Origin of the sequence: Mycobacterium kubicae, from assembly GCF_015689175.1 — a bacterium.
In the GTDB taxonomy this organism is placed as follows: Bacteria; Actinomycetota; Actinomycetes; order Mycobacteriales; family Mycobacteriaceae; genus Mycobacterium; species Mycobacterium kubicae.
On record NZ_CP065047.1, the window covers coordinates 1,578,044 to 1,597,979 of the forward strand.

Genomic DNA, 19,936 nt, shown 5'->3' on the forward strand with positions numbered 1-19,936 from the left:
GTTTCTAGCCTTTGAGTAGGTTCGCGTCGTCGACCGACGCCGATTTACGGGCACGGAAAATCGTCATGATGATGGCCAGACCGATGACGACTTCGCAGGCGGCCACCACCATCGTGAAGAACGCGATCATCTGGCCGTCGAGGCGCCCGTTCATCCGCGCGAACGTGACGAACGCGAGGTTGACCGCGTTGAGCATCAATTCGACGCACATGAACATGACGATGGCGTTGCGTCGCAACAGCACACCGGCGGCCCCGATGGTGAAGAGCAGCGCCGAAAGGTAAAGGTAGTTGGCCGGGTTCACGACCGGCCTCCCTTGACGGCTTCGGCCGACGGTGTCTCCGCCAGCTCTTTGCCCTTGGCGTCGCGGCTGCGCAGGATGCGCGACACCGACAACTCCGAGTAGGAGCCGTCGGGAAGCCGGGCGGCCACGTCGACGGCGTTGTGGCGGGCATACACCCCGGGGTTGGGCATCGGGGTCGGGTGACCACCGGGACGGAAGCGTTCTTGGGAAAGCTCGCGCTGGGTCTTGCGGCGCTCGAAGCGTTCCCGGTGGGCCAGCACCATGGCCCCGACGGCGGCGGTGATCAGCAGCGCGCTGGTCAGCTCGAACGCCCACAGGTAGCGGGAGAAGATCAACGCCGCCAAGCCGTCGACGTTGCCGTTGGAGTTGGCCGCGCTCAGCCCGGCAAACCCTCCGGTCGCCACATTGCCGATCGCGCCGACCAGCAGGACGCCGAACCCGACGCCGGTGACCACGGCGGCGACCCGCTGTCCGCGCAGCGTCTCCTGCAACGATTCCGCGGAGTCCACCCCGATCAACATCAGCACGAACAGGAACAGCATCATCACCGCGCCGGTGTACACGACGACTTGGACGACGCCCAAGAACAGCGCGTCCTGGATCATGTAGAACACCGCGAGGATGATCATGGTCAGCGCCAGGAACATGGCCGAGTAGACCGCGTTCACCGAAAGCACCACTCCCAGTGCGCCGATGAGCGCGATGGCGCCGAGCACCCAGAACGTGACCGCTTCGCCGGTGGAGGTGCGCACGATGACGTCCGAGGCGAGGTTCGAGGCCGCCATCGCCGTCACCGGGAACCTCCGGCTTCTTGGTTCTGCCGCAAGCCGTTGGCGGTGACGTTGCCCAGGTAGTAGTCCTTGTCGGTGGCGCCCGGCGTACGCGGATGCGGCGGCGCGGTCATCTCCGGCGACAGCGGGGCCAGTAGTCGGTCCTTTTCGTAGATCAGGTCGGCGCGGTTGTCGTCGGCCATCTCATAGTCATTGGTCATGGTCAGCGCGCGAGTGGGGCAGGCCTCGATGCACAGGCCGCAGCCGATGCAGCGCAAGTAGTTGATCTGGTACACCCGGCCGTAGCGTTCGCCGGGCGAAAACCGTTGATCCTCGGTGTTATCGGCGCCTTCGACGTAGATCGCGTCGGCCGGGCACGCCCACGCGCACAATTCGCAGCCGATGCATTTCTCCAGGCCGTCGGCGTACCGATTGAGCTGGTGACGGCCGTGATAGCGCGGCGCGACGGGGCCCGGCTTCTCCGGGTACTCCTCGGTGACGGTCTTTTTGAACATCGACCCGAGGGTCACGCCGAAACCTGCTACGGCGTCGAGAAATTTAGCCACGCGCGTTCTCCTTGCTCGCACCGACGGGCAGCGGCGGTGTCGGGAAAGCCGGTTCACTGTCACCGGTTGTTCTGTCGGGCCGTTTCCGGTTCTCGCGTTCCATCGCCCGAATGTTGGGGGTGGTGAACGGTTTTCGCAGCGACAGCACCAACAGCACGGCGATGACGAGGCTGCTGATCACCAAAGCGAGCATCCAATGGTCGTTGCCCTGGTTACGCATCGAGCGGATCACCGCGGCGACCATCACCCACACCAGCGAAACCGGGATCAGCAACTTCCAACCCAGCGCCATGAATTGGTCGTAGCGCAGCCGGGGCAGTGTGGCCCGCAGCCAGAAGTAGATGAACAAAAAGCCCCACACCTTGGCGGTGAACCACAGCAGCGGCCACCAGCCCGTGTTCGCGCCGCTCCACATGTTCAGGGGCCACGGTGCATGCCAGCCGCCCAGGAACATCGTTGCCGCCAGCGCCGAAACCGTTGTCATGTTGACGTATTCGGCCAGCATGAACATCGCGAACTTCAACGAAGAGTATTCGGTGTGGAAGCCGGCGACCAGCTCGCCTTCGGCTTCGGGCAAGTCGAAGGGGGCGCGGTTCGTTTCGCCGACCATGGCGATGAGGTAGACCACGAACGACGGCAGCAGCAGGAAGATGTACCACACCCGGTCTTGAGCGGCCACGATCTGAGAGGTCGACATGCTGCCGGCGAACAGGAACACGGTGGCGAAGGACAGACCCATCGCCACCTCGTAGGAGATGACCTGGGCGGTCGAGCGGACCCCGCCCAGTAGCGGATAGGTCGAGCCCGACGCCCAGCCGCCCAGCACGATGCCGTACACGCCGATTGCCGAGAGCCCCAGGATGAACAGCACCGCGACCGGAAGATCGGTGAGCTGCAAAGGAGTTCGGTGCCCGAACACCGACACCTCCGGACCGAACGGGATGAATGCGAACGCGGTGAACGCCGGGATCACCGAGATGACCGGCGCGACGAAATAGACGAACCGATCGATGCCGCGCGGAGTGATGCTCTCCTTGAGCGCCAACTTGATGCCGTCGGCCAAGCTCTGCAGGGCACCCTTGGGGCCAACCCGGTTGGGCCCGGGGCGCAGCTGCATCCGGCCGAGCAGCTTGCGCTCCACCAGGATCGCCACCAACACCGTCAACATGAGGAACACGAAGATGGCGACAGCCTTACCCAGCACCAGCCACCACGTGTCGTGCCCGAAGAGACTCATTGCTTGACTCCAATATCTACGACCGCGCCGGCGGTCACGCCCAGTTGACGGTGCACCGCCGAGCCTTCCGAGTTCAGCGGCAGCCACACCACTCGGTCGGGCAAGTCGGTCACCTCGAGCGGCAACGTGATCGAGCCGCGCGACGTGCTGACGGTGACCTCGTCCCCGTCGGCGGCGCCGATCTCGGCGGCCGTATCGGCGGACAGCCGCACCACGGGGTGGCGGGCGGTACCGGCCAGGTGCGGTTCGCCGTCTTGCAGTCGCCCCGCATCCAGCAGCATCCGCCAGCCGGTCAGCACGGCCTGACCGGCGCCGGGTTCGGCGATCGCGCCGGCCTCGACCCGCGGGGTGGCGGCGTGCTTGCCCTCCCAGACGCCCAGCGTGGACAGTTCCGCGCGGGCCGCCTCGATGGTGGGCAATCCCAGATCGATGCCCATCTCGTCGGCCAGCGTGTCCAGTACCCGGTGGTCGGACTGCCCGGCCTGCGAGGTGGTGCCGCGCAACGCGGGTTCGAAGCCGCGGTAGCGGCCTTCCCAGTTGACGAAGGCGCCGGCCTTCTGGGTGGTCGGCGCGACGGGCAACACCACGTCGGCCCGTTCGGTCACGGCGCTGTGCCGCAATTCCAGGCTCACCAGGAATTCGGCGGCGTCCAGCGCGGCCAGCACGGCGTCGGGATCGGCGAAATCGGCGGGCTCGACACCACCGACCAGCAGCGCGCCCAGGGAGCCGTCGGCGGCGCCGGCCAAGATGCCGTCGGCGTCTCGCCCAGCGCCCGAAGGTATTTCGTCGACGTGCCAGGCCGCGCTCACCTGCGAGCGAGCGCTGTCGTCGGCGACGGGACGACCGCCGGGCAGCAGATTGGGCAGCGCGCCGGCTTCCAACGCGCCCCGCTCCCCGGCGCGGCGGGGCACCCAGGCCAGCCGCGCCCCGGTGGCGTCGGCCAGTCGCGCCGCGGCCGACAGGCCGCCGGGAACCGTGGCCAGCCGCTCTCCGACCATGATCACCGCTCCGGCCGTGCTCAGCAGGTCGCCGATCTCGCCGGTGGCCAGCCCGTCCAGCGTCGCCGGTTCGGCTCCTGGGCCGGTCTTGAGCAATCGGCCGTTGAGCTTCGTCAGCGCCCGAGTGGCGAACGGGGCGACCGCGTACACCGGCAGCCCGTGCTTGCGGGCGGCCTTGCGCAGTCGCAGGAACACGATGGGTGACTCTTCTTCGGGCTCGAACCCGACGAGCAGGACCACCGGCGCGGATTCCAGGTCCGCGTAGCTGACGGTGACCGGCCGACCCGCGATGCGGGCCGCCAGGAAGTCGGCCTCCTCGACAGAGTGCGGCCGCGCCCGGAAGTCGATGTCGTTGGTGTTCAGCGCTATTCGGGCGAACTTGGCGTAGGCGTAGGCGTCCTCCCAGGTGGCCCTGCCGCCGACCAGGACCCCCGCGCGGCCGCGGGCCGCTTGCAGTCCCTGCGCCGCGGCGACCATCGCATGTGCCCACGACGCGGGCGCCAGAGTACCGTCGGCGCCACGCACCAGGGGAGTGGTGAGCGTGTCAGGTTCGGTGGTGTATTTGAACGCCCACCGGCCCTTGTCGCAGTTCCATTCCTCGTTGACTTCCGGGTCGTCACCGGCCAGGCGGCGCAACACTTTTCCGCGTCGGTGGTCGGTCCGCATCGAGCAACCCGACGCGCAGTGCTCGCACACGGTCGGGCTGGACACCAGGTCGAACGGGCGAGCCCGGAAGCGGTAGGCCGTGCCCGTCAGCGCTCCCACCGGGCAGATCTGCACGGTATTGCCGGAGAAGTAGGAGTCGAACGGCTCGTTGGCGTAGATGCCGACCTGCTGCAGCGCGCCGCGCTCCTGCATGTCGATGAACGGATCACCGGCGATCTGCTCGGAGAACCGCGTGCAGCGGGCGCACAGGATGCAGCGCTCCCGGTCCAGCAGGACCTGCGCGGAGATGTTGATGGGTTTGGCGAAGGTCCGTTTGGGGTCGGTGTAGCGGGATTCGGCGCGCCCGTTGGACATCGCTTGGTTCTGCAGCGGGCACTCGCCGCCCTTGTCGCACATCGGGCAGTCCAGCGGATGGTTGATCAGCAGCAGTTCCATCACGCCGTGCTGGGCCTTGTCGGCGGCATCGGAGGTGAGCTGGGTGCGGACCACCATGTCATCGGTGGCGACGGTGGTGCACGACGCCAGCGGCTTGCGTTGGCCCTCGACCTCGACCAGGCACTGCCGGCACGCGCCGACCGGTTCCAGCAGCGGGTGGTCGCAGAACCGGGGAATCTGGATTCCCATCAGCTCGGCCGCGCGGATCACCAAAGTGCCCTTGGGAACGCTGATTTCGGCACCATCGATGGTAAGCGTCACCATCTCGGGCTGAGCCACCCGGTTTTCGGTGTCGGCTGTTTGGGTCACGCATTCACTCCGTCCAACGAAAGCATGGAATCACGCGGGTCGAACGGGCAGCCGCCTCTTTCCACGTGCGCGAGATACTCGTCGCGGAAGTACTTGATCGACGACATCACCGGGCTCGCGGCGCCATCTCCCAACGCGCAGAACGACTTCCCGAGGATCGCATCCGAGATGTCCATTAATTTGTCGAGGTCCTCGCGGGTGCCCTTACCGGTTTCCAGCCGCTCATAGATCTTGTCCAGCCAGAAGGTGCCTTCCCGGCAGGGTGTGCATTTTCCGCATGATTCGTGCATGTAGAACTGAGTCCAGCGCCGCACCGCGCGCACCACGCACGTGGTCTCGTCGAAGATCTCGAGGGCCTTGGTGCCCAGCATGGAGCCGACGCCGCCGACGCCTTCGTAGTCCAGCGGCACGTCGAGGTGCTCGTCGGTGAGTAGCGGTGTCGAAGAACCGCCCGGAGTCCAGAACTTCAGCCGGTGACCGGCGCGCACGCCGCCGGCATAGTCGAGCAGTTCACGCAACGTGATGCCCAGCGGCGCCTCGTATTGTCCGGGCTTGGTGACGTGGCCGGACAGCGAATACAGCGTGAAGCCAGGGGATTTCTCGCTGCCCATGGACCGGAACCAGTCGACGCCGTTGAGGATGATCGACGGGACGCTGGCGATGGTCTCGACGTTGTTGATGACGGTGGGGCAACCGTAAAGCCCGGCCACGGCGGGGAAAGGCGGGCGCAGCCTGGGCTGGCCGCGGCGGCCCTCCAGCGAGTCGAGCAGCGCCGTCTCCTCACCGCAGATGTATGCACCGGCGCCGGCGTGCACCACCAACTCCAGGTCGAAGCCCGAACCGTTGATGTTGCGGCCCAGATATCCCGCGGCATAGGCCTCGGCGACCGCGTTCTGCAGTCGACGCAACACCGGCAAGACTTCACCGCGCACGTAGATGAACGCGTGGCTGGCCCGGATCGCGTAGGAGGCGATGATCACGCCTTCGATGAGCACATGCGGGGTTGCCAGCATCAACGGAATGTCTTTACAGGTACCGGGTTCGGATTCGTCGGCGTTGACCACCAAGTAGTGGGGCTTGGCCGCCGGGCCGCTGTCGCCCTGCGGGATGAACGACCACTTGGTGCCGGTGGAGAAGCCTGCACCGCCGCGACCGCGCAACCCGGAATCCTTGACCGCGCCGATCACATCGTCGGGCGCCATGGAAAGCGCCTTCTGCAAGCCCTGGTAGCCGTCGTGGCGTTGATAGGTGGCCAGCGTCCAGGACTCGGGATCGTCCCAGTAACGGCTGATGACCGGGGTCAACGGCGTTGCGGGAGAAGCGGTCATTCTCGGTCCTCCGGTGCTGCGGGCGCCTTCATGCCGTTCTCCTGTGCCACCCGCAGCCCGGCCAGCGTCGCCGCGCCGGGACCGCCTTGGCCCTCGTCGGGGCGCTCGTCGGGCAGCCCGGCCAGGATCCGCGATGTCTCGCGGAACCCGCACAGCGGTGCCCCGCGGGTGGGTGCCTTGGGGTTCCCGGATCGCAGGGAGTCGACGAGTTCGCGCGCCGATTCCGGTGTTTGGTTGTCGAAGAACTCCCAGTTGACCATCACCACCGGCGCGTAGTCACAGGCCGCATTGCACTCGATGTGCTGCAGGGTGACCGACCCGTCCTCGGTGGTCTCGTCGTTGCCGATGCCCAGGTGCTCCTTGAGCTCGTCGAAGATCGCGTCACCGCCCATGACCGCACACAGCGTGTTGGTGCACACCCCGACCAGGTAGTTACCCGTCGGCCCGCGCCGGTACATGGTGTAGAAGCTGGCCACCGCCGAAACCTCGGCGCCGGTCAGGCCCAACTGCTCGCCGCAGAATTCCAGTCCTGCCGGGGTGAGGTAGGAATCCTCGGACTGGACCAGATGCAACAACGGCAGCAACGCCGAACGCTTGTTGGGGTAGCGGCCGATGATGTCCTTGGCATCGACCTCCAGCCGCGCCCGCACCTCCGGCGAATAACTCTGCGGCGCACCGGAAACCACGAACTGGTTGGGTTCTTCGGGGGGCGGGCCCAGGCGGACGAACACGGGCTGACCCTGCGGACCGGTCACCGGTCCACCCCGCCCATGACCGGGTCGATGCTGGCGACCGCGGTGATCAGGTCGGCGACCATACCGCCCTCGCACATCGCCGCGACAGACTGCAGGTTGGTGAACGAGGGGTCGCGGTAATGCACCCGGTAGGGCCGAGTTCCGCCGTCGCTGACCATGTGCACACCGAGCTCACCCCGGGGTGATTCGACCGCCACGTAGACCTGGCCGGCCGGGACGCGGATGCCTTCGGTGACCAGCTTGAAGTGGTGGATCAGGGCTTCCATCGAACTGCCCATGATTTTTGCGATGTGCTCCGGCGAGTTGCCCATGCCGTCGGCGCCCACCTTGAGGTCGGCCGGCCAGGCGATCTTGCGGTTCTCCACCATGACCGGGCCCGGCCGCAACTTGTCCAGACACTGCTCGACGATCTTCACCGACTCCCACATTTCCTTGACGCGAATCATGTAACGCCCGTAGGCATCACAGCTGTCCTCGGTGATCACGTCGAATTCGTAGTTTTCATATCCGCAATAGGGTTCGCTCTTGCGCAGGTCGTGCGGCAACCCGGTGGATCGCAGGATCGGACCGGTGATCCCCAGTGCCATACAGCCCGCCAGGTCGAGGTATCCGACGTCCTGGGTGCGGGCTTTCCAGATGGCGTTCTCGTTCAGCAGTTCGCCCAACTCGCGCAGCGGTTTACGCAACTCCTTGAGGGACTCCGAAATCGTCGTCACCGCGTCGGGCGGAAGGTCCTGAGCCAGGCCCCCGGGCCGGATGAAGGCGTGGTTCATCCGCAAGCCGGAGATCGACTCGAAGACATTGAGGATGATCTCGCGCGCCCGGAATCCGATGAACATCGCCGTCATCGCGCCCAGTTCCATCCCGCCGGTCGCCAGCGCCACCAGATGCGAAGAGATCCGGTTGAGCTCCATGAGCATCACCCGGATGACGTTGACCCGCTCGGGGATCTCATCGGTGATGCCGAGCAGCTTTTCCACGCCCAGGCAGTAGGCCGCCTCGTTGAAGAACGGTGCCAGGTAATCCATCCGGGTGACGAAGGTGACGCCCTGGGTCCAGTAGCGGTATTCGAGGTTTTTCTCGATTCCGGTGTGCAGGTAGCCGATTCCGCAGCGAACCTCGGTGACCGTTTCGCCTTCGATCTCGAGGATCAGCCGCAGCACTCCGTGGGTGGAGGGGTGCTGGGGACCCATGTTCACCACGATGCGTTCACCGGGGTCGGCGTTGCGTGCGGCGTCGACGATCTTGTCCCAGTCCTGGCCGCCGGCCAGGACGACAGTGTCGGTGTCGGTCATGTCGTCTCGTTATCGATCATCAGTTGTAACCCCTGCGTTCGTCGGGCGGAGGTATCTGCGCGCCCTTGTACTCGACCGGGATGCCGCCGAGTGGATAGTCCTTACGTTGCGGGTGACCGTGCCAGTCGTCGGGCATTTCGATGCGGGTCAGTGACGGATGACCGTCGAAGATGATCCCGAAGAAGTCGTAGGTTTCCCGCTCGTGCCAGTCGTTGGTCGGGTACACCGTGAACAGCGACGGGATGTGTGGATCGCTGTCTGGGGCAGAGACTTCCAGACGCAAGCGACGGTTGTGGGTGATCGACTTGAGTGGGTAGACGGCGTGCAGTTCCCGGCCGGTTTCATTCGGGTAGTGCACACCGCTGACGCCCAGGCACAGCTCGAAACGCAACTTCGGTTCGTCGCGCAGCCGTCGGGCGACCTGGACCAGCCGCTCGCGGCGAACGTGCAGCGTCAGCTCGTTGCGGTAGACGACGACTTTCTCTATCGCGTCATCGAATTCGATGCCCTCGCCTTGTAGCGCCTCGGTGAGTTGGTCGGCGATGTCGTCGAAATAGCTGCCATAGGGACGGGGGCTGCCGCCCGGCAGGGTGACCTCGCGCACCAATCGGCCGTAGCCGGAGGTGTCACCGGTGCCGGAAACCCCGAACATGCCGCGGCGCACGTTGATTACTTCGCCGCCGTCTGTAGGTGGGTCCGCGCCGGGGGTGAGGGTGGCTCCCTGCGGGTCGTTGTCCGGCGAACTCATCGCAGCAGTCCCTGCATCTCAATCGTGGGCCGGGCGGCCAACGCCGCTTGTTCGGCTTCGGCGATGGCCTGCTCACGGTTGACGCCCAGCGGCATCTCCTGAATCTTCTCGTGCAACTTCAGAATTGCGTACAGCAGCATCTCCGGCCGCGGCGGGCAGCCGGGGAGGTAGATGTCGACCGGCACGATGTGGTCCACGCCCTGCACGATCGCGTAGTTGTTGAACATGCCGCCCGACGAGGCGCACACACCCATGGCCAGCACCCATTTCGGCTCGGCCATCTGGTCATAGATCTGCCGCAGCACCGGTGCCATCTTCTGGCTGACCCGGCCGGCGACGATCATCAGGTCGGCCTGGCGCGGTGTAGCGGAGAACCGCTCCATGCCGAACCGCGCGATGTCGAAACGTGGTCCCGCGGTCGCCATCATCTCGATGGCGCAGCAGGCCAGGCCGAACGTCGCGGGCCACAACGAGTTCTTGCGGACGTAGCCCGCCACCTTCTCAACTGTGGACAGCAGTATGCCGCCGGGCAGCTGTTCTTCCAGTCCCACGTTCTACCTCAATCCCACGTCAGGCCGCCGCGGCGCCACACATACGCGTAGGCCACGAAAACCGTCAGCATGAACACCACCATCTCGACGAGCGCGAAGGTCCCCAGCGCGTCATAACTGACCGCCCATGGATAGAGGAACACAATTTCGATGTCGAAGACGATGAACAACATTGCGGTCAGGTAATACTTCACCGGGAACCGCTGGCCGCTGGCTGCTGGGACGCCGCTGGCCGAGGTTACCGAGTTCTCCGCGGGTTCAATTCCGCATTCGTAGGCCGCCAGCTTCGATCGATTGAAGCGGGACGGGCCGACCAGGCTGGCGATCACGACCGACACCACGGCGAAGGCCGCGGCAATCGCCCCCAGCACCAAGATGGGTATGTAGACGTTCAACTCGCTCCAAGATCCGTCGTACGGGCCGCTCTGCGGCTGCTGAGGGCGGCCAGGCGGTAACCGGGCTGCTGTGACGCACCGGGCTGGTGGCCATCACAGTGATATTCAACATAGTCGCGCGACGGCCGGAGCACATGCCCGGGGTACAGGCTCACAGACACCCCAGGATTTGCGGGCGGCTGCGGACGGTGGGTTCGCCGTCCCGGCCGCAACGACGGAGGTGGCAGGGCTTGATTGCCCTTGGATCCGATCCTGTGAATAACCCGCGAACCGCCCAAAAACCGGAGCGCTTGTTGCTAGTGTCTTGACTCACCGGGTAGTCGCAGAGCTTCCGCAAGGTCAGCGCTGACGCAGACAGCCGATCTGGGAGGGACCAAAGCTGTGAGTTTCTTTACGCTGCCGCCGGAGATCAACTCCCTGCGCATGTTCATCGGCGCGGGTACGGCGCCGATGCTGGAGGCCGCGGCGGCTTGGCAGGGCTTGGCTGCCGAGCTGGCCAGTGCGGCGGAATCGTTCGCCTCGGTCACCGCGGGGCTGGCCGGACAGGCCTGGCAAGGAACGGCGGCGGCGGCGATGGCGGCCGCGGCCGCCCCCTATGCGGCCTGGCTGAACGCGGCGGCGGCGCAATCCGCCGGTGCCGCCCAACAGGCGAACGCGGTGACCAGCATGTTCGAGGCGGCCCGGGCGGCCATCATCCACCCGCTCGAGGTAGACGCCAACCGCAACGCCTTCGTCCAATTGGTGATGTCGAACATCTTCGGCCAGAACGCGCCGTTGATCGCGCTGGCCGAGAGCATCTATGAGGAGATGTGGGCCGCGGACGTGGCCGCGATGGCCAGCTACTACTCCGGCGCGGCGGCCGTGGCCGCCCAAGTCGTGCCCTGGTCGAGTGTGCTGCAGACCCTTCCCGCGATCGGGTCAGGGATCAGCGGGGCGATATCGGCCGCCAACGGCGCCGCCGGTGGCGGCGGCGCTGGTCCTGCGGGCGGCTCCGCCGGTGGTGGCGGCGGTGGTGACGCCGGCGCGGCGGCGCCCGCAGCGGATCACAACGGCGCCGCCGGTGGCGGCGGTGCCGGCTCGGGCGCGGCAGCACCGGTGACGAACGCCGGCGGCTACGACAGCGGCATCGCCAACGGCAACTCCGGCGCGACGTTGCTGCAGGGTGACCCGAGCGCCGGCAACGCCAATGTTGTCGGTGGAAGCGGCGGGCCGGTCACCCACGCCAACACCGGTGTGGGCAGCCCGGGCATCAGTGGCTTCCCGCTGCCGATGCCGATGACCGGCGCCAACAGCGGCCGCGCGGGTTTCGCCAGCGACCTCATCGCCCCGCGGGACGCGAGCGCCGCAGCTCCGCCGACCGGTCCGTCTACGCAGGCGCCGGAACCGGCGGCCGCGCCACCGGTGGAAGCCGAGGAAGCAGCGCCCCGCATGGCGGTGCTGCCCAACGCCGATCCCGACATCGCGGCCAAGGCGGCTCCAGGCGTGAAGCCGCAGGCGGCGCCGGCGACGACCGCCTCCGGTATTCCGGAGTCACCTCTGCGGGCCGGCGTTGCGGCCTCGGGGACGTCGGAGGATCAGGAGGCCGACGCGGTCGGGAAGCCGATCTCCTTGCGTCCCGAAGCGGCGGCAGGGGAGCTGCGCCCTCAGGTGGCCGAAGAAGAAGAGCCGCAGATTCAGGTGCGCGGCGCCTGATCGCTGCCCGTCACAACGCGGGTGCGCGCAGCAGTCCCAGCACTGTCCGCCCCAGCACGATGGGGTCGAGGGGATGCGGTACCGCAGCTTCGGCGCGAGACCAGCTGGCCAACCAGGCATCGTCGGGACGTCCGGTGAGCACCAGAATCGGTGGGCAGTCGTCTAGCTCGTCTTTGAGCTGTTTTGCGATTCCCATGCCTCCGGTCGGCGACGCTTCTCCGTCCAGGATGGCCAAGTCGATGCCACCCTCGTCCATCGTCCGTATCACCATCGGTCCGGTCGCGACTTCCACGTAGCTCAACTCGGGCAGGTCCGGATGCAGCTGCTTGCCCAAGGCCCGCATCACTTCTTCGCGGGTTTGAACGTTGTCGCTGTAGACCAGGATCCGCAGGTGGTCGGAGTTGGCGCTGGAATCGGGCACGGTGCAGATGCTACTGGTAACCGCCCGGTGTCCACCGCTCGGTTACCGACCGCCCGCTCGCTCGAAGACCAGCTCTGCTGCGACCTTCACCGATTCGCTCATCACCCCGAGCTTGTTCCAGTCCAGGCCGAACTTGGCGCGGTCGAGTGTGGCCTCCCCGGAGATTCGCACCGAGCCGTCGTCGAGTTCGGTGACCGCGGCCGGGAACGGCACCGCTTCGGTGTTGCCCTTGATGGTGAATTGGGCTTGCAGATCGGCTCTCCGGCCTGCCGTGGGCTGCAAAGCGGTGATGTCGACGGTGATCTGTGGGTAGCGTTCGGCGTCGAAGAAGTCGGCGGAAAGTAGGTGCCGGTCGCGCCGGCCGATGCCGCTGTCGATCGATTCGACGCGGACCTCGACTCGGCCCGAAACTGCGCCACCGTCGGCCAGTTCGCCGGTTCCGCTGAATTCGGTGAACTTGCCCTTGACGTTGACCAGTCCCCACATGTTCTTGATTTTGAAAGTGATCGTCGAGCGATCCGGGAGCAAGGACCATGTCCCGGCCGCGTCGGGGTCTCGCAGCAGTGTTTCCAGCGTGGTCATCTGGCTCGCTCACTCTCCGTCAAGGGGGCGATGTCGGCGGGGTCGAAGTACTCGTCGATCCGGTTGATCAAGCCGTCCGGATCGAACTTGATGACAATACAGACGCGCATGGAAACTGATTGTGCTGCATGGCCCGTCGCGTGCAACACGTGCTGTTGCACGAAGCCCCGGACGGACTTGTCATCGAAGAGTTGCCGGTCGAGTATTTCGTAACGGCGTTCGGTGGTCGCCGCGATGAACCAGTCGATGACGCGCAACGCCCGGGCCTTGTCGTTGTCCCGCCGGGTACCGACTCGCCACACCGCGATGTCGTCGCTCCAAAGCTGCTCAACGGCCGCCACGTCGCTGCGCTCGATTGCGGTGAACAACCGGTCGGCCACCTCGACGATGGCCTGGTCGGTGGTAGCGGACATGGCGCTGACTCCTATTCGCTGTCGTATCCGGGATGGGCGACCGCCAACCGGTGCCGCACCAGTGTGCGCAAACACGTGACGACCTCGCCGGCGCGTCCGTCCAATTCGCCGGCGCGGATCGCCGCGGCGAGCGCGGCCTCATCGCCGTAGCCCAACTCGGCCAGTGGCTCGCGTCCGTCACGTGGGGAGAGCAGCTCTCGTTCCACTATGCGCAGTGCGTTGGCCGCCACCCTGGCATGAAAATTGACCTGTCCGCTGGTGGCCGCCCGCACATCGCCTTCCAGGAATTCGGCGACCGCCGCGACCAACTCGGCCGCCGTCGGCCGTCCGTGCAGCGAATCGCCGGTTGTCATACGCCGACCCCCTCGTCGAGCAGAGCGAGCAGGTCCCACTCCGTTTCGCACACCCGCCGCCCAATCGTGGCCAACTCCACCGAGCGGGCCTGTCCGCTCAAGTGGCGTTCGGCCTGATGCCGACAGATGATGCCCCACCGCAACGTCGCCAGCACCAGCCACCAGTGAAACGCCACCCGGTCGAGGGAGGTCTCGCTGGCCTCCTCGTAGGCTTGCAGGAAATCCTCGATGCCACCCAGACCGCCTGCGCCGCGGCTGGCCGGGGCGCCGAAACGCCACGCGCGAATACAGAACCAGGCCAGGTCCTCATAGGCGGCACCGACATGAACGAGCTCCCAATCGAGCACCGCGGCGAGATCGGATCCGTCGACGATCAGGTTGCCCATGCGGAAGTCGCCGTGCACCAGGACCGCGGGCGACGGCGGCGGCTGATGGGCAGCCAGCCAACGGAATCCCCACTCGAAGGTCGCGGTGGTGTCACCCATGGCGTCGAGTCGCTCACGCCATTGCATGAGTTGATCGCCGCGTTCCAAGCTGGGATCGGCGGTGTCGGCGCGATGGATGGCCGCGAGCGCCTGCGCGCATTGGCCTAACAGCCGCTCCCGCCCGGATGCGTCGAGTTGACGTTCGATGCGGCGAACAATGGTCTCGCCCTTGATCTCTTGGCAGATCAAGAACGGGTTACCCAGTGCGGCAGGCGAGTCCGATGCGGTCAGAATGGCCGGGACGGGTGCCCCGACCGCTGCGGCGGCGGCCTGCACGCGCGCCTCCAATTCCATCCCGGCATGGACGTCATCGGGCGGGCCGATACGCAGGATCAGTGCTCGGCGCTGCGCACCGGTGACGGCGTCGAACGCCCAGGTGCTGCGGCTGGCGCCACCGGTGAGGGCGCGCAGATTCTCGATCCCCACTTGCCCGCCGAGCACCGGTTGCAGCACCGCTGGGAGACGTTCCTGCAGTTGCGTGGTCACTTCTTGCCGAACCTGAACAGCCGCTGGGCAACTCGGCGCATTTGAATCTCTTCGGCACCCTCGGTGATCCGGTACCGACGATGATGGCGGTAGATGTGCTCGAACGGCTCATGGCGGCTGTAGCCGACGCCGCCGAACACTTGCATGGCCCGGTCGGCGGCCTCGCAGACCAGCCTGTTGGCGCGGTAGTTGGCCATCGCCACCTTGTCGGAGACTTCCATGTGGTGGTTGCTGTCCAGGTGCGCGGCCGCGTAGTACACCAGCAGTCGCACCATCTGCGCTTCGGTCTGCAGTTCGACGAGCGGCCACTGTACGGCCTGGTTGACCGACAGCGGCTTGCCGAACACTCGTCGTTCGCCGGCGTAAGCGACGGCGCGGTCGATGCAGTACTGGGCGGCACCGAGGCTGCTGGCCGCCTGGCGAATGCGGTTCTCGTGCAGGAACGTTTGGCCGACCTCCAACCCGCGGTCCACCTCACCGAGCACGGCGTCGTCGGCCACTCGGACGTCGGTCAATTCCACTTCACCGTGGTCGGTCGGCATGTTGAACGTCCACCAGTAGTAGGGCACGTGGAACCCCGGGGCGTCGGTGGGCACCAGGAACGCGGTGATGCCAAGCGGGTGTCCGGGTTCGCCGGAGGTGCGGGCGAACACCAGATCGTGGGTGGCGCGGTGCACCCCGGTGTTGAACCGCTTGGCGCCGTTGATGATCCAGCCGTCGCCGTCTCGCTCGGCGCGGGTCTCCAGCCAGGTGGCGTCCGATCCGTGGTTGGGTTCGGTCAATCCGAAGGCCATCGACCGCTCACCGGTGATCAGCGCTTCGATCCATTCGGTTTTCTGCGTCTCGGTCCCGAACCGGTCCATCATGATGACCTGCGGGAAGTTGCCGACGATGGACGACTCGTTCTGCAGGTCGTTGTGCAGGCCTAGTCCTTTGTGCGCCAAGTGCTCGCGGATGACGGCCATGTCGATGTTGGTGCCGTCACGACCGCCGAATTGCGACGGCAGGCCGTAGCGCAGCCAGCCCGCCCGGTCGGCGCGCCGACGCATCTCGGAAAGCAGATCTTCCCATTCGGCGCGTGGAACACCGTCATTGTCCCAGTCGGTGCGGGCGTGTTCTCGGCGCTTGTCGAAGTACTGGATGTGTTCGCGCTCCAGCGGCTTGATCTCGGTCTCGATGAACTCGTCCATCTCCGCAAGGACGCCCGGGAGGTGTTCTGGCAGAGCGAAATCCACGATGATCTCCTTAAGCGCCGTAGAGAGTTTTCTTCCAGACGGTCGATAGGGTGGCGACGGCGTCTTCGTCGGTGATGGTGACGCCGAGTCCACCGTTGCCGGCGGTTCCGACGAAGACGGTGGTGAAGTTCTCGAACAGCAGCGCGATCGCGGCCGCCGTGTGTTCCGGATTCAGTTCCCCGCCGTAGCCGTGCTCCTGGGCACGGCGGACGGACGCGGCGACGATGTCCATGCCGAACCGCCGGAATTGGTTCTGCACTGTGGCGAAGCGTTGTTTGGTGGCCGCGAGTTGAGCGACCGCGATCATGATGCCGATGTTCTGCTTGAACATGTTCCAGTACCCGGTGACCACCGATGTGAAGAACGCATCGTCGTTGGGCGATTCCGGGAGGTGCACGCTCAATCCGGACGGTGTCACAACGTCGTGCAGGAAGGATTGCGCCAGGGCGGCCAGCAAATCCTCCTTGTCAGTGAAGTACCGGTAGAACACCGCCGACGATTTGCCCGCCGCCGCGGTGATGTCGGCCAAGGTGGTGCCATGAAAGCCGCGCTCGGCGAACAGCTTTCGGGCGGCTTGCTCGATCGCCTCCTGGGTCTGGCGGCCCTTGGCGCTGAGCGCTCGTGAACCCTGGGGAGCCGACATCAGCTGCGAATCCGGTCTCCGGCGCGCAAGAGTGCGCTGGGTAAGTCGTGCCCGACCACCGATTGGGCGACCCGCGCCGCCGCGACGGCGGCGGTCAAATCGATGTCCACGTCGATATCGCTGTCGCGCAACAGATACACCAGATCCTCGGTGGCGATGTTGCCGGTCGCGCCCGGGGCGAACGGGCATCCACCGAGCCCGCCGACCGACGCGTCCAGCCGAGTGACCCCGGAATCGACCGCCGCGTAGGCGCTGGCCAAGCCCGAGCCGCGGGTGTTGTGGAAGTGTCCCCCCAATGGCAGGTCCCCGATGACCGGACGAAGTTGGGCGATAAGCGACTTGACTCGTCCCGGAGTGGCGGTGCCGATGGTGTCGGCGATGCAGAACCGGTCCACTCCCTGATCGCAGGCGGCCGCGGCGATGTCCAGAACCCGCTGCGGCGGCGTCGGCCCGTCGAACGGGCAGTCCCACGCCGTGGCGACGATGACCTCCACGGTGGCGCCGCCGTCGTGAGCGATGGCCACGATATCGCCGATTTGTCCGGTGGCTTGGGCGCTGTCACGCCCGACGTTGGCGTTGCTGAACGCGTCGCTGGCGGCCACCACGTATTCCACCGAGCGCAGCCCGGCGGCGATGGCCCGGCGTGCGCCGTTGGGACTGGCGACCAGCGCGGAGAAATCGATGTCGGGATAGTTGTGCAACTCGGCGGCGAGTTCGGCGGCGTCGGCCATGGACGGCACCTTCGACGGGGAGACGAAGGCGGTCGCCTCCACTTCCCGCACTCCGGTGGCCGCGACCGCCGCGAGCAACTCGAGCTTGGCGGACAACGGGATTGGCTTCTCGATTTGCAAACCATCGCGCAGCGACACCTCGCGGATGTCGACGTGTGTCATAGCACCTCCTCGCCACGCAACTGCGCCACCTCTTCGGCGGTCTTGCCGAGCAGGCCCAGATAGACGTCGTCGTTGTGTTGGCCCGGGCGCGCCGGCCCGGCGGCGCGGACGGCGCCGGGGGATTCCGAGAACACCGGCACGATGCCCGGTCCGAGCACCGGGCGGCCGATCCGTTCGTCATAGTGCTCGACGAGCATGCCGCGGGCCCGCAGCTGCGGGTCGTTGACCACCTCGGCGACGGTGTTGATGGGTCCGGCGATGACCCCTGCGGCGCTCAGGGTTTCGATGATTTCGCCAGGAGCGCGTTCGGCGGCCCAGGCGCCGATGATGATGTCGAGTGCGTCCTGGTTGCGCCCGCGCGCGCCATGCGTGGCGAACCGATTGTCGGTGGCCAGTTCCGGGCGGCCCATCGCCTTGCACAGGCGGGCGAACACGGTGTCCTGATTGGCCGCGATCACCACCCAGGAGCCGTCGGCGCTGCGGTAAATGTTCGACGGCGCAATGCCTTCCAGCCTGGTGCCCGACGGGCCGCGCACCACACCGCCGGCGTCGTAGTCCGGGATCGTGGATTCCTGCACCGCCAGGCATGATTCGGTCAACGCGACATCGACCACCTGACCGCGCCCGGTCACGCTGCGTCGATACAGCGCAGCCAACGCGCCCTGGGCGCCGAACATGCCGGCCAGGCTGTCACCCAGAGACAAGGCCAGGCGCGGCGGCGGACCGCCGGGAAATCCGTTGAGATGACGCAGCCCGCTGGCCGCCTCGGCGACGGAAGCGTAACCGGCCTTGTGCGCGTCGGGCCCCGTTTGCCCGTAGCCCGAGACTCGGACCAGGATGATGCCCGGATTGCGTTCGCTCAGCACGTCGTAGCCCAGATTCCAGCGCTCGAGCGTGCCGGGGCGGAAGTTCTCCACGACGATGTCGGATTTCTCCACCAACTCGAGGAACAGCTCGCGGCCGCGGGGCCGGCGCAGATCGAGCGTTATGCCGCGCTTGTTGCGGGCGTGCACGGTCCAGAACACGTGTTCGCCGTCGACCTCGGCCTGACCCCAGGTGCGCAGCGGGTCGGGGGCGCCGGGCGGCTCCACCTTGATGACGTCGGCGCCCATATCACCCAGCAGCCGGCCGGCAAAGGGGCCGGCGATCAGGGTGCCCAGTTCGAGCACCCGGATGCCGTCCAGCGGGCCCAGGGCAGTCACTCGGCTCCCGCGAACTCGTGGCGCCTCAGCCAGTCGGTGACGATGTCGACGGCCTGTCGCAGCTTGTCGCGCTGGTCAGGGCCGGCGTAATAGTGGGTCGCGCCAGAGATCTCGTACATCTCCTTGTCCGGATGCCCGATGGCCTCGAAAAGCCGGCGGGTGTGGCTGGGCGTGCAGGCGTCATCGGCCAGATTACCGATGACCAGCGCCGGGATGGCAAGGTCACGCCCACACGCCACGCCGTCGCCGCGGGCATCGTCGTAGCTCCATTGCGACAGCCAGCCGCGCAGCGTCGAAAACCGGGCCAAGCCAACCGGACTCATGTTCACCACCTGCGGGTCGCCGAGGTAGCAGGTGCCGGGGGCGCGTTCGTTGGGATCGACGGCTGGGTCGAGCCAGCGCGGGTCGGCCATGGTGCCATGAACGACGAACCCGAACTCGTCGTCCGGGCGACCAGCGGCCTGTAGCTCAGCGAACTTGGCTTTGACCCAGGCGGTGATGCGCCGGTTGCGGTCGATCTGTGCCTGCCGATACCTGTCCAGGAAAGCCTGGCGGTAGGGCGGTCGGTTGGGGTTGGCGGGGTTGTACAGATCCAACTCCGGGTCCCGCTTGGTGGGATCGGACTCGTCAAGAATGGAGGCGTCCAGCCATTCGGTCAGCGTGCCGTGGCGGCTGATATGGGCCGCCAGCAGCATGATGCCGTCGGCGGCGGGCAGGTCCAGCGCGGTCAGGTCGGGCCCGTCGCCCGACGGGCTGGAGGTGATGGTCGGGTGCTGGGCCTGCTGCTGATAGAACACCGACAACGACCCGCCCCCACTCCAGCCGGCCAGCACCACCTTCTGATAGCCGAGGCGCTTCTTGGCGTCTTTGATGCATTCGCCTAGGTCCTCGACCACTTTCTCCATCACTAGCGCCGAGTCGGTTCCGCGAAAGCGGCTGTTGCAGTAGATGACATGATGTCCGGCCCGGGCCAGCGCGTTGATCATCGGCAGGTAGGCGCCGCCACCGATCGGGTGCATGAACACCAGCACGGTGTCCGAGGGCTTGTCCTTGGGCTGGAGCAGGTAGCTTTCCAGCACGGTGATGTCTGCTAGCCCGCCGTACACGTCGCGGACACCGGAATTGTTCTGAAAAGCAACCAGATAGGGAATGCGGTCGTAGTCGTGCTTCACCA

The 19,936-nt window shown here is 66.4% G+C and carries 21 protein-coding genes and 1 pseudogene; 1 reads left to right on the forward strand and 21 read right to left on the reverse strand.

The window, feature by feature from the left end:
- Positions 1 to 4 precede the first annotated feature (4 nt).
- The 11 genes and pseudogenes from nuoK to I2456_RS07500 form a co-directional block, all read right to left on the reverse strand.
- Positions 5 to 304: an NADH-quinone oxidoreductase subunit NuoK gene (nuoK, locus tag I2456_RS07450; protein ID WP_068026443.1), complete on the reverse strand. Its 300-nt coding sequence runs from the start codon at positions 302 to 304 to the stop codon at positions 5 to 7.
- Entirely contained in the window at positions 301 to 1,089 is a 789-nt protein-coding gene (locus I2456_RS07455; protein ID WP_085075573.1) for an NADH-quinone oxidoreductase subunit J, read from the reverse strand. Before I2456_RS07455 ends, nuoK begins: the two co-directional genes overlap by 4 nt.
- Positions 1,090 to 1,094: 5 nt before the next feature.
- A pseudogene (gene nuoI, locus I2456_RS07460) lies at positions 1,095 to 1,643 on the reverse strand (NADH-quinone oxidoreductase subunit NuoI); the annotation flags it as partial.
- Complete coding sequence (gene nuoH / locus I2456_RS07465; RefSeq protein WP_085075547.1) at positions 1,633 to 2,877, reverse strand: NADH-quinone oxidoreductase subunit NuoH; 1,245 nt, start codon at positions 2,875 to 2,877, stop codon at positions 1,633 to 1,635. The gene nuoH and the pseudogene nuoI, both read right to left, overlap by 11 nt.
- A complete protein-coding gene (locus I2456_RS07470) occupies positions 2,874 to 5,285 on the reverse strand; it encodes an NADH-quinone oxidoreductase subunit G (RefSeq protein ID WP_085075546.1) in 2,412 nt (803 codons plus the stop codon). The genes nuoH and I2456_RS07470 overlap by 4 nt, the downstream gene beginning before the upstream one ends.
- Entirely contained in the window at positions 5,282 to 6,613 is a 1,332-nt protein-coding gene (gene nuoF, locus I2456_RS07475; protein ID WP_068026430.1) for an NADH-quinone oxidoreductase subunit NuoF, read from the reverse strand. The genes I2456_RS07470 and nuoF overlap by 4 nt, the downstream gene beginning before the upstream one ends.
- Positions 6,610 to 7,368 carry an NADH-quinone oxidoreductase subunit NuoE gene (nuoE, locus tag I2456_RS07480; RefSeq protein ID WP_085075545.1) on the reverse strand — a complete coding sequence of 253 codons (759 nt, stop codon included), beginning with the start codon at positions 7,366 to 7,368 and terminating at the stop codon, positions 6,610 to 6,612. Before nuoE ends, nuoF begins: the two co-directional genes overlap by 4 nt.
- Positions 7,365 to 8,663: an NADH dehydrogenase (quinone) subunit D gene (nuoD, locus tag I2456_RS07485; protein WP_068026424.1), complete on the reverse strand. Its 1,299-nt coding sequence runs from the start codon at positions 8,661 to 8,663 to the stop codon at positions 7,365 to 7,367. The genes nuoE and nuoD overlap by 4 nt, the downstream gene beginning before the upstream one ends.
- A gap of 19 nt (positions 8,664 to 8,682) precedes the next feature.
- Positions 8,683 to 9,411: an NADH-quinone oxidoreductase subunit C gene (locus I2456_RS07490; protein ID WP_085075544.1), complete on the reverse strand. Its 729-nt coding sequence runs from the start codon at positions 9,409 to 9,411 to the stop codon at positions 8,683 to 8,685.
- Positions 9,408 to 9,962: a NuoB/complex I 20 kDa subunit family protein gene (locus I2456_RS07495; protein ID WP_068026417.1), complete on the reverse strand. Its 555-nt coding sequence runs from the start codon at positions 9,960 to 9,962 to the stop codon at positions 9,408 to 9,410. Before I2456_RS07495 ends, I2456_RS07490 begins: the two co-directional genes overlap by 4 nt.
- Before the next feature lie 8 nt (positions 9,963 to 9,970).
- Entirely contained in the window at positions 9,971 to 10,357 is a 387-nt protein-coding gene (locus tag I2456_RS07500; protein WP_085075543.1) for an NADH-quinone oxidoreductase subunit A, read from the reverse strand.
- A 381-nt stretch (positions 10,358 to 10,738) separates the two neighbouring features.
- Here I2456_RS07500 and I2456_RS07505 point away from each other — a divergent pair, with 381 nt between their 5' ends.
- A complete protein-coding gene (locus tag I2456_RS07505) occupies positions 10,739 to 12,049 on the forward strand; it encodes a PPE family protein (protein WP_085075542.1) in 1,311 nt (436 codons plus the stop codon).
- A gap of 10 nt (positions 12,050 to 12,059) precedes the next feature.
- On the opposite strand, the gene I2456_RS07510 is transcribed toward I2456_RS07505, so the two are convergent.
- The 10 genes from I2456_RS07510 to I2456_RS07555 are packed head-to-tail and all read right to left on the reverse strand — an operon-like array spanning position 12,060 to position 19,934.
- Positions 12,060 to 12,470: an Rv3143 family two-component system response regulator gene (locus tag I2456_RS07510; protein ID WP_068026408.1), complete on the reverse strand. Its 411-nt coding sequence runs from the start codon at positions 12,468 to 12,470 to the stop codon at positions 12,060 to 12,062.
- Positions 12,471 to 12,512: 42 nt separating this feature from the next.
- Complete coding sequence (locus I2456_RS07515; RefSeq protein ID WP_085075541.1) at positions 12,513 to 13,052, reverse strand: YceI family protein; 540 nt, start codon at positions 13,050 to 13,052, stop codon at positions 12,513 to 12,515.
- On the reverse strand, positions 13,049 to 13,465 hold the full coding sequence (locus I2456_RS07520; RefSeq protein ID WP_085075540.1) for a nuclear transport factor 2 family protein: 417 nt from the start codon (positions 13,463 to 13,465) through the stop codon (positions 13,049 to 13,051). Before I2456_RS07520 ends, I2456_RS07515 begins: the two co-directional genes overlap by 4 nt.
- A gap of 11 nt (positions 13,466 to 13,476) precedes the next feature.
- Positions 13,477 to 13,818, reverse strand: coding sequence for a DUF6285 domain-containing protein (locus tag I2456_RS07525; protein ID WP_068026399.1), 342 nt, complete (start codon positions 13,816 to 13,818; stop codon positions 13,477 to 13,479).
- Complete coding sequence (locus I2456_RS07530) at positions 13,815 to 14,789, reverse strand: phosphotransferase family protein (RefSeq protein ID WP_068026395.1); 975 nt, start codon at positions 14,787 to 14,789, stop codon at positions 13,815 to 13,817. Before I2456_RS07530 ends, I2456_RS07525 begins: the two co-directional genes overlap by 4 nt.
- Positions 14,786 to 16,024, reverse strand: coding sequence for an acyl-CoA dehydrogenase family protein (locus I2456_RS07535; protein WP_085075539.1), 1,239 nt, complete (start codon positions 16,022 to 16,024; stop codon positions 14,786 to 14,788). Before I2456_RS07535 ends, I2456_RS07530 begins: the two co-directional genes overlap by 4 nt.
- Positions 16,025 to 16,034: 10 nt before the next feature.
- Positions 16,035 to 16,667 (reverse strand): TetR/AcrR family transcriptional regulator, encoded by a 633-nt coding sequence (locus I2456_RS07540; protein ID WP_068157294.1) that lies wholly within the window; start codon positions 16,665 to 16,667, stop codon positions 16,035 to 16,037.
- Positions 16,667 to 17,560 (reverse strand): hydroxymethylglutaryl-CoA lyase, encoded by an 894-nt coding sequence (locus I2456_RS07545; RefSeq protein WP_068026386.1) that lies wholly within the window; start codon positions 17,558 to 17,560, stop codon positions 16,667 to 16,669. The genes I2456_RS07540 and I2456_RS07545 overlap by 1 nt, the downstream gene beginning before the upstream one ends.
- Positions 17,557 to 18,762 carry a CaiB/BaiF CoA transferase family protein gene (locus I2456_RS07550; RefSeq protein WP_085075538.1) on the reverse strand — a complete coding sequence of 402 codons (1,206 nt, stop codon included), beginning with the start codon at positions 18,760 to 18,762 and terminating at the stop codon, positions 17,557 to 17,559. The genes I2456_RS07545 and I2456_RS07550 overlap by 4 nt, the downstream gene beginning before the upstream one ends.
- Entirely contained in the window at positions 18,759 to 19,934 is a 1,176-nt protein-coding gene (locus tag I2456_RS07555; protein ID WP_174814201.1) for an alpha/beta hydrolase, read from the reverse strand. The genes I2456_RS07550 and I2456_RS07555 overlap by 4 nt, the downstream gene beginning before the upstream one ends.
- Positions 19,935 to 19,936: the final 2 nt, after the last annotated feature.

Coding starts and splice junctions, on each gene's coding strand:
- I2456_RS07540 (WP_068157294.1), bottom strand. CDS start 16,667: ATGTCGGCTCCCCAGGGTTCACGAGCGCTCAGCGCCAAGGGCCGCCAG.
- I2456_RS07490 (WP_085075544.1), bottom strand. CDS start 9,411: ATGAGTTCGCCGGACAACGACCCGCAGGGAGCCACCCTCACCCCCGGC.
- I2456_RS07455 (WP_085075573.1), bottom strand. CDS start 1,089: ATGGCGGCCTCGAACCTCGCCTCGGACGTCATCGTGCGCACCTCCACC.
- I2456_RS07515 (WP_085075541.1), bottom strand. CDS start 13,052: ATGACCACGCTGGAAACACTGCTGCGAGACCCCGACGCGGCCGGGACA.
- I2456_RS07520 (WP_085075540.1), bottom strand. CDS start 13,465: ATGTCCGCTACCACCGACCAGGCCATCGTCGAGGTGGCCGACCGGTTG.
- nuoD (WP_068026424.1), bottom strand. CDS start 8,663: ATGACCGACACCGACACTGTCGTCCTGGCCGGCGGCCAGGACTGGGAC.
- I2456_RS07545 (WP_068026386.1), bottom strand. CDS start 17,560: ATGACACACGTCGACATCCGCGAGGTGTCGCTGCGCGATGGTTTGCAA.
- nuoF (WP_068026430.1), bottom strand. CDS start 6,613: ATGACCGCTTCTCCCGCAACGCCGTTGACCCCGGTCATCAGCCGTTAC.
- I2456_RS07525 (WP_068026399.1), bottom strand. CDS start 13,818: ATGACAACCGGCGATTCGCTGCACGGACGGCCGACGGCGGCCGAGTTG.
- nuoH (WP_085075547.1), bottom strand. CDS start 2,877: ATGAGTCTCTTCGGGCACGACACGTGGTGGCTGGTGCTGGGTAAGGCT.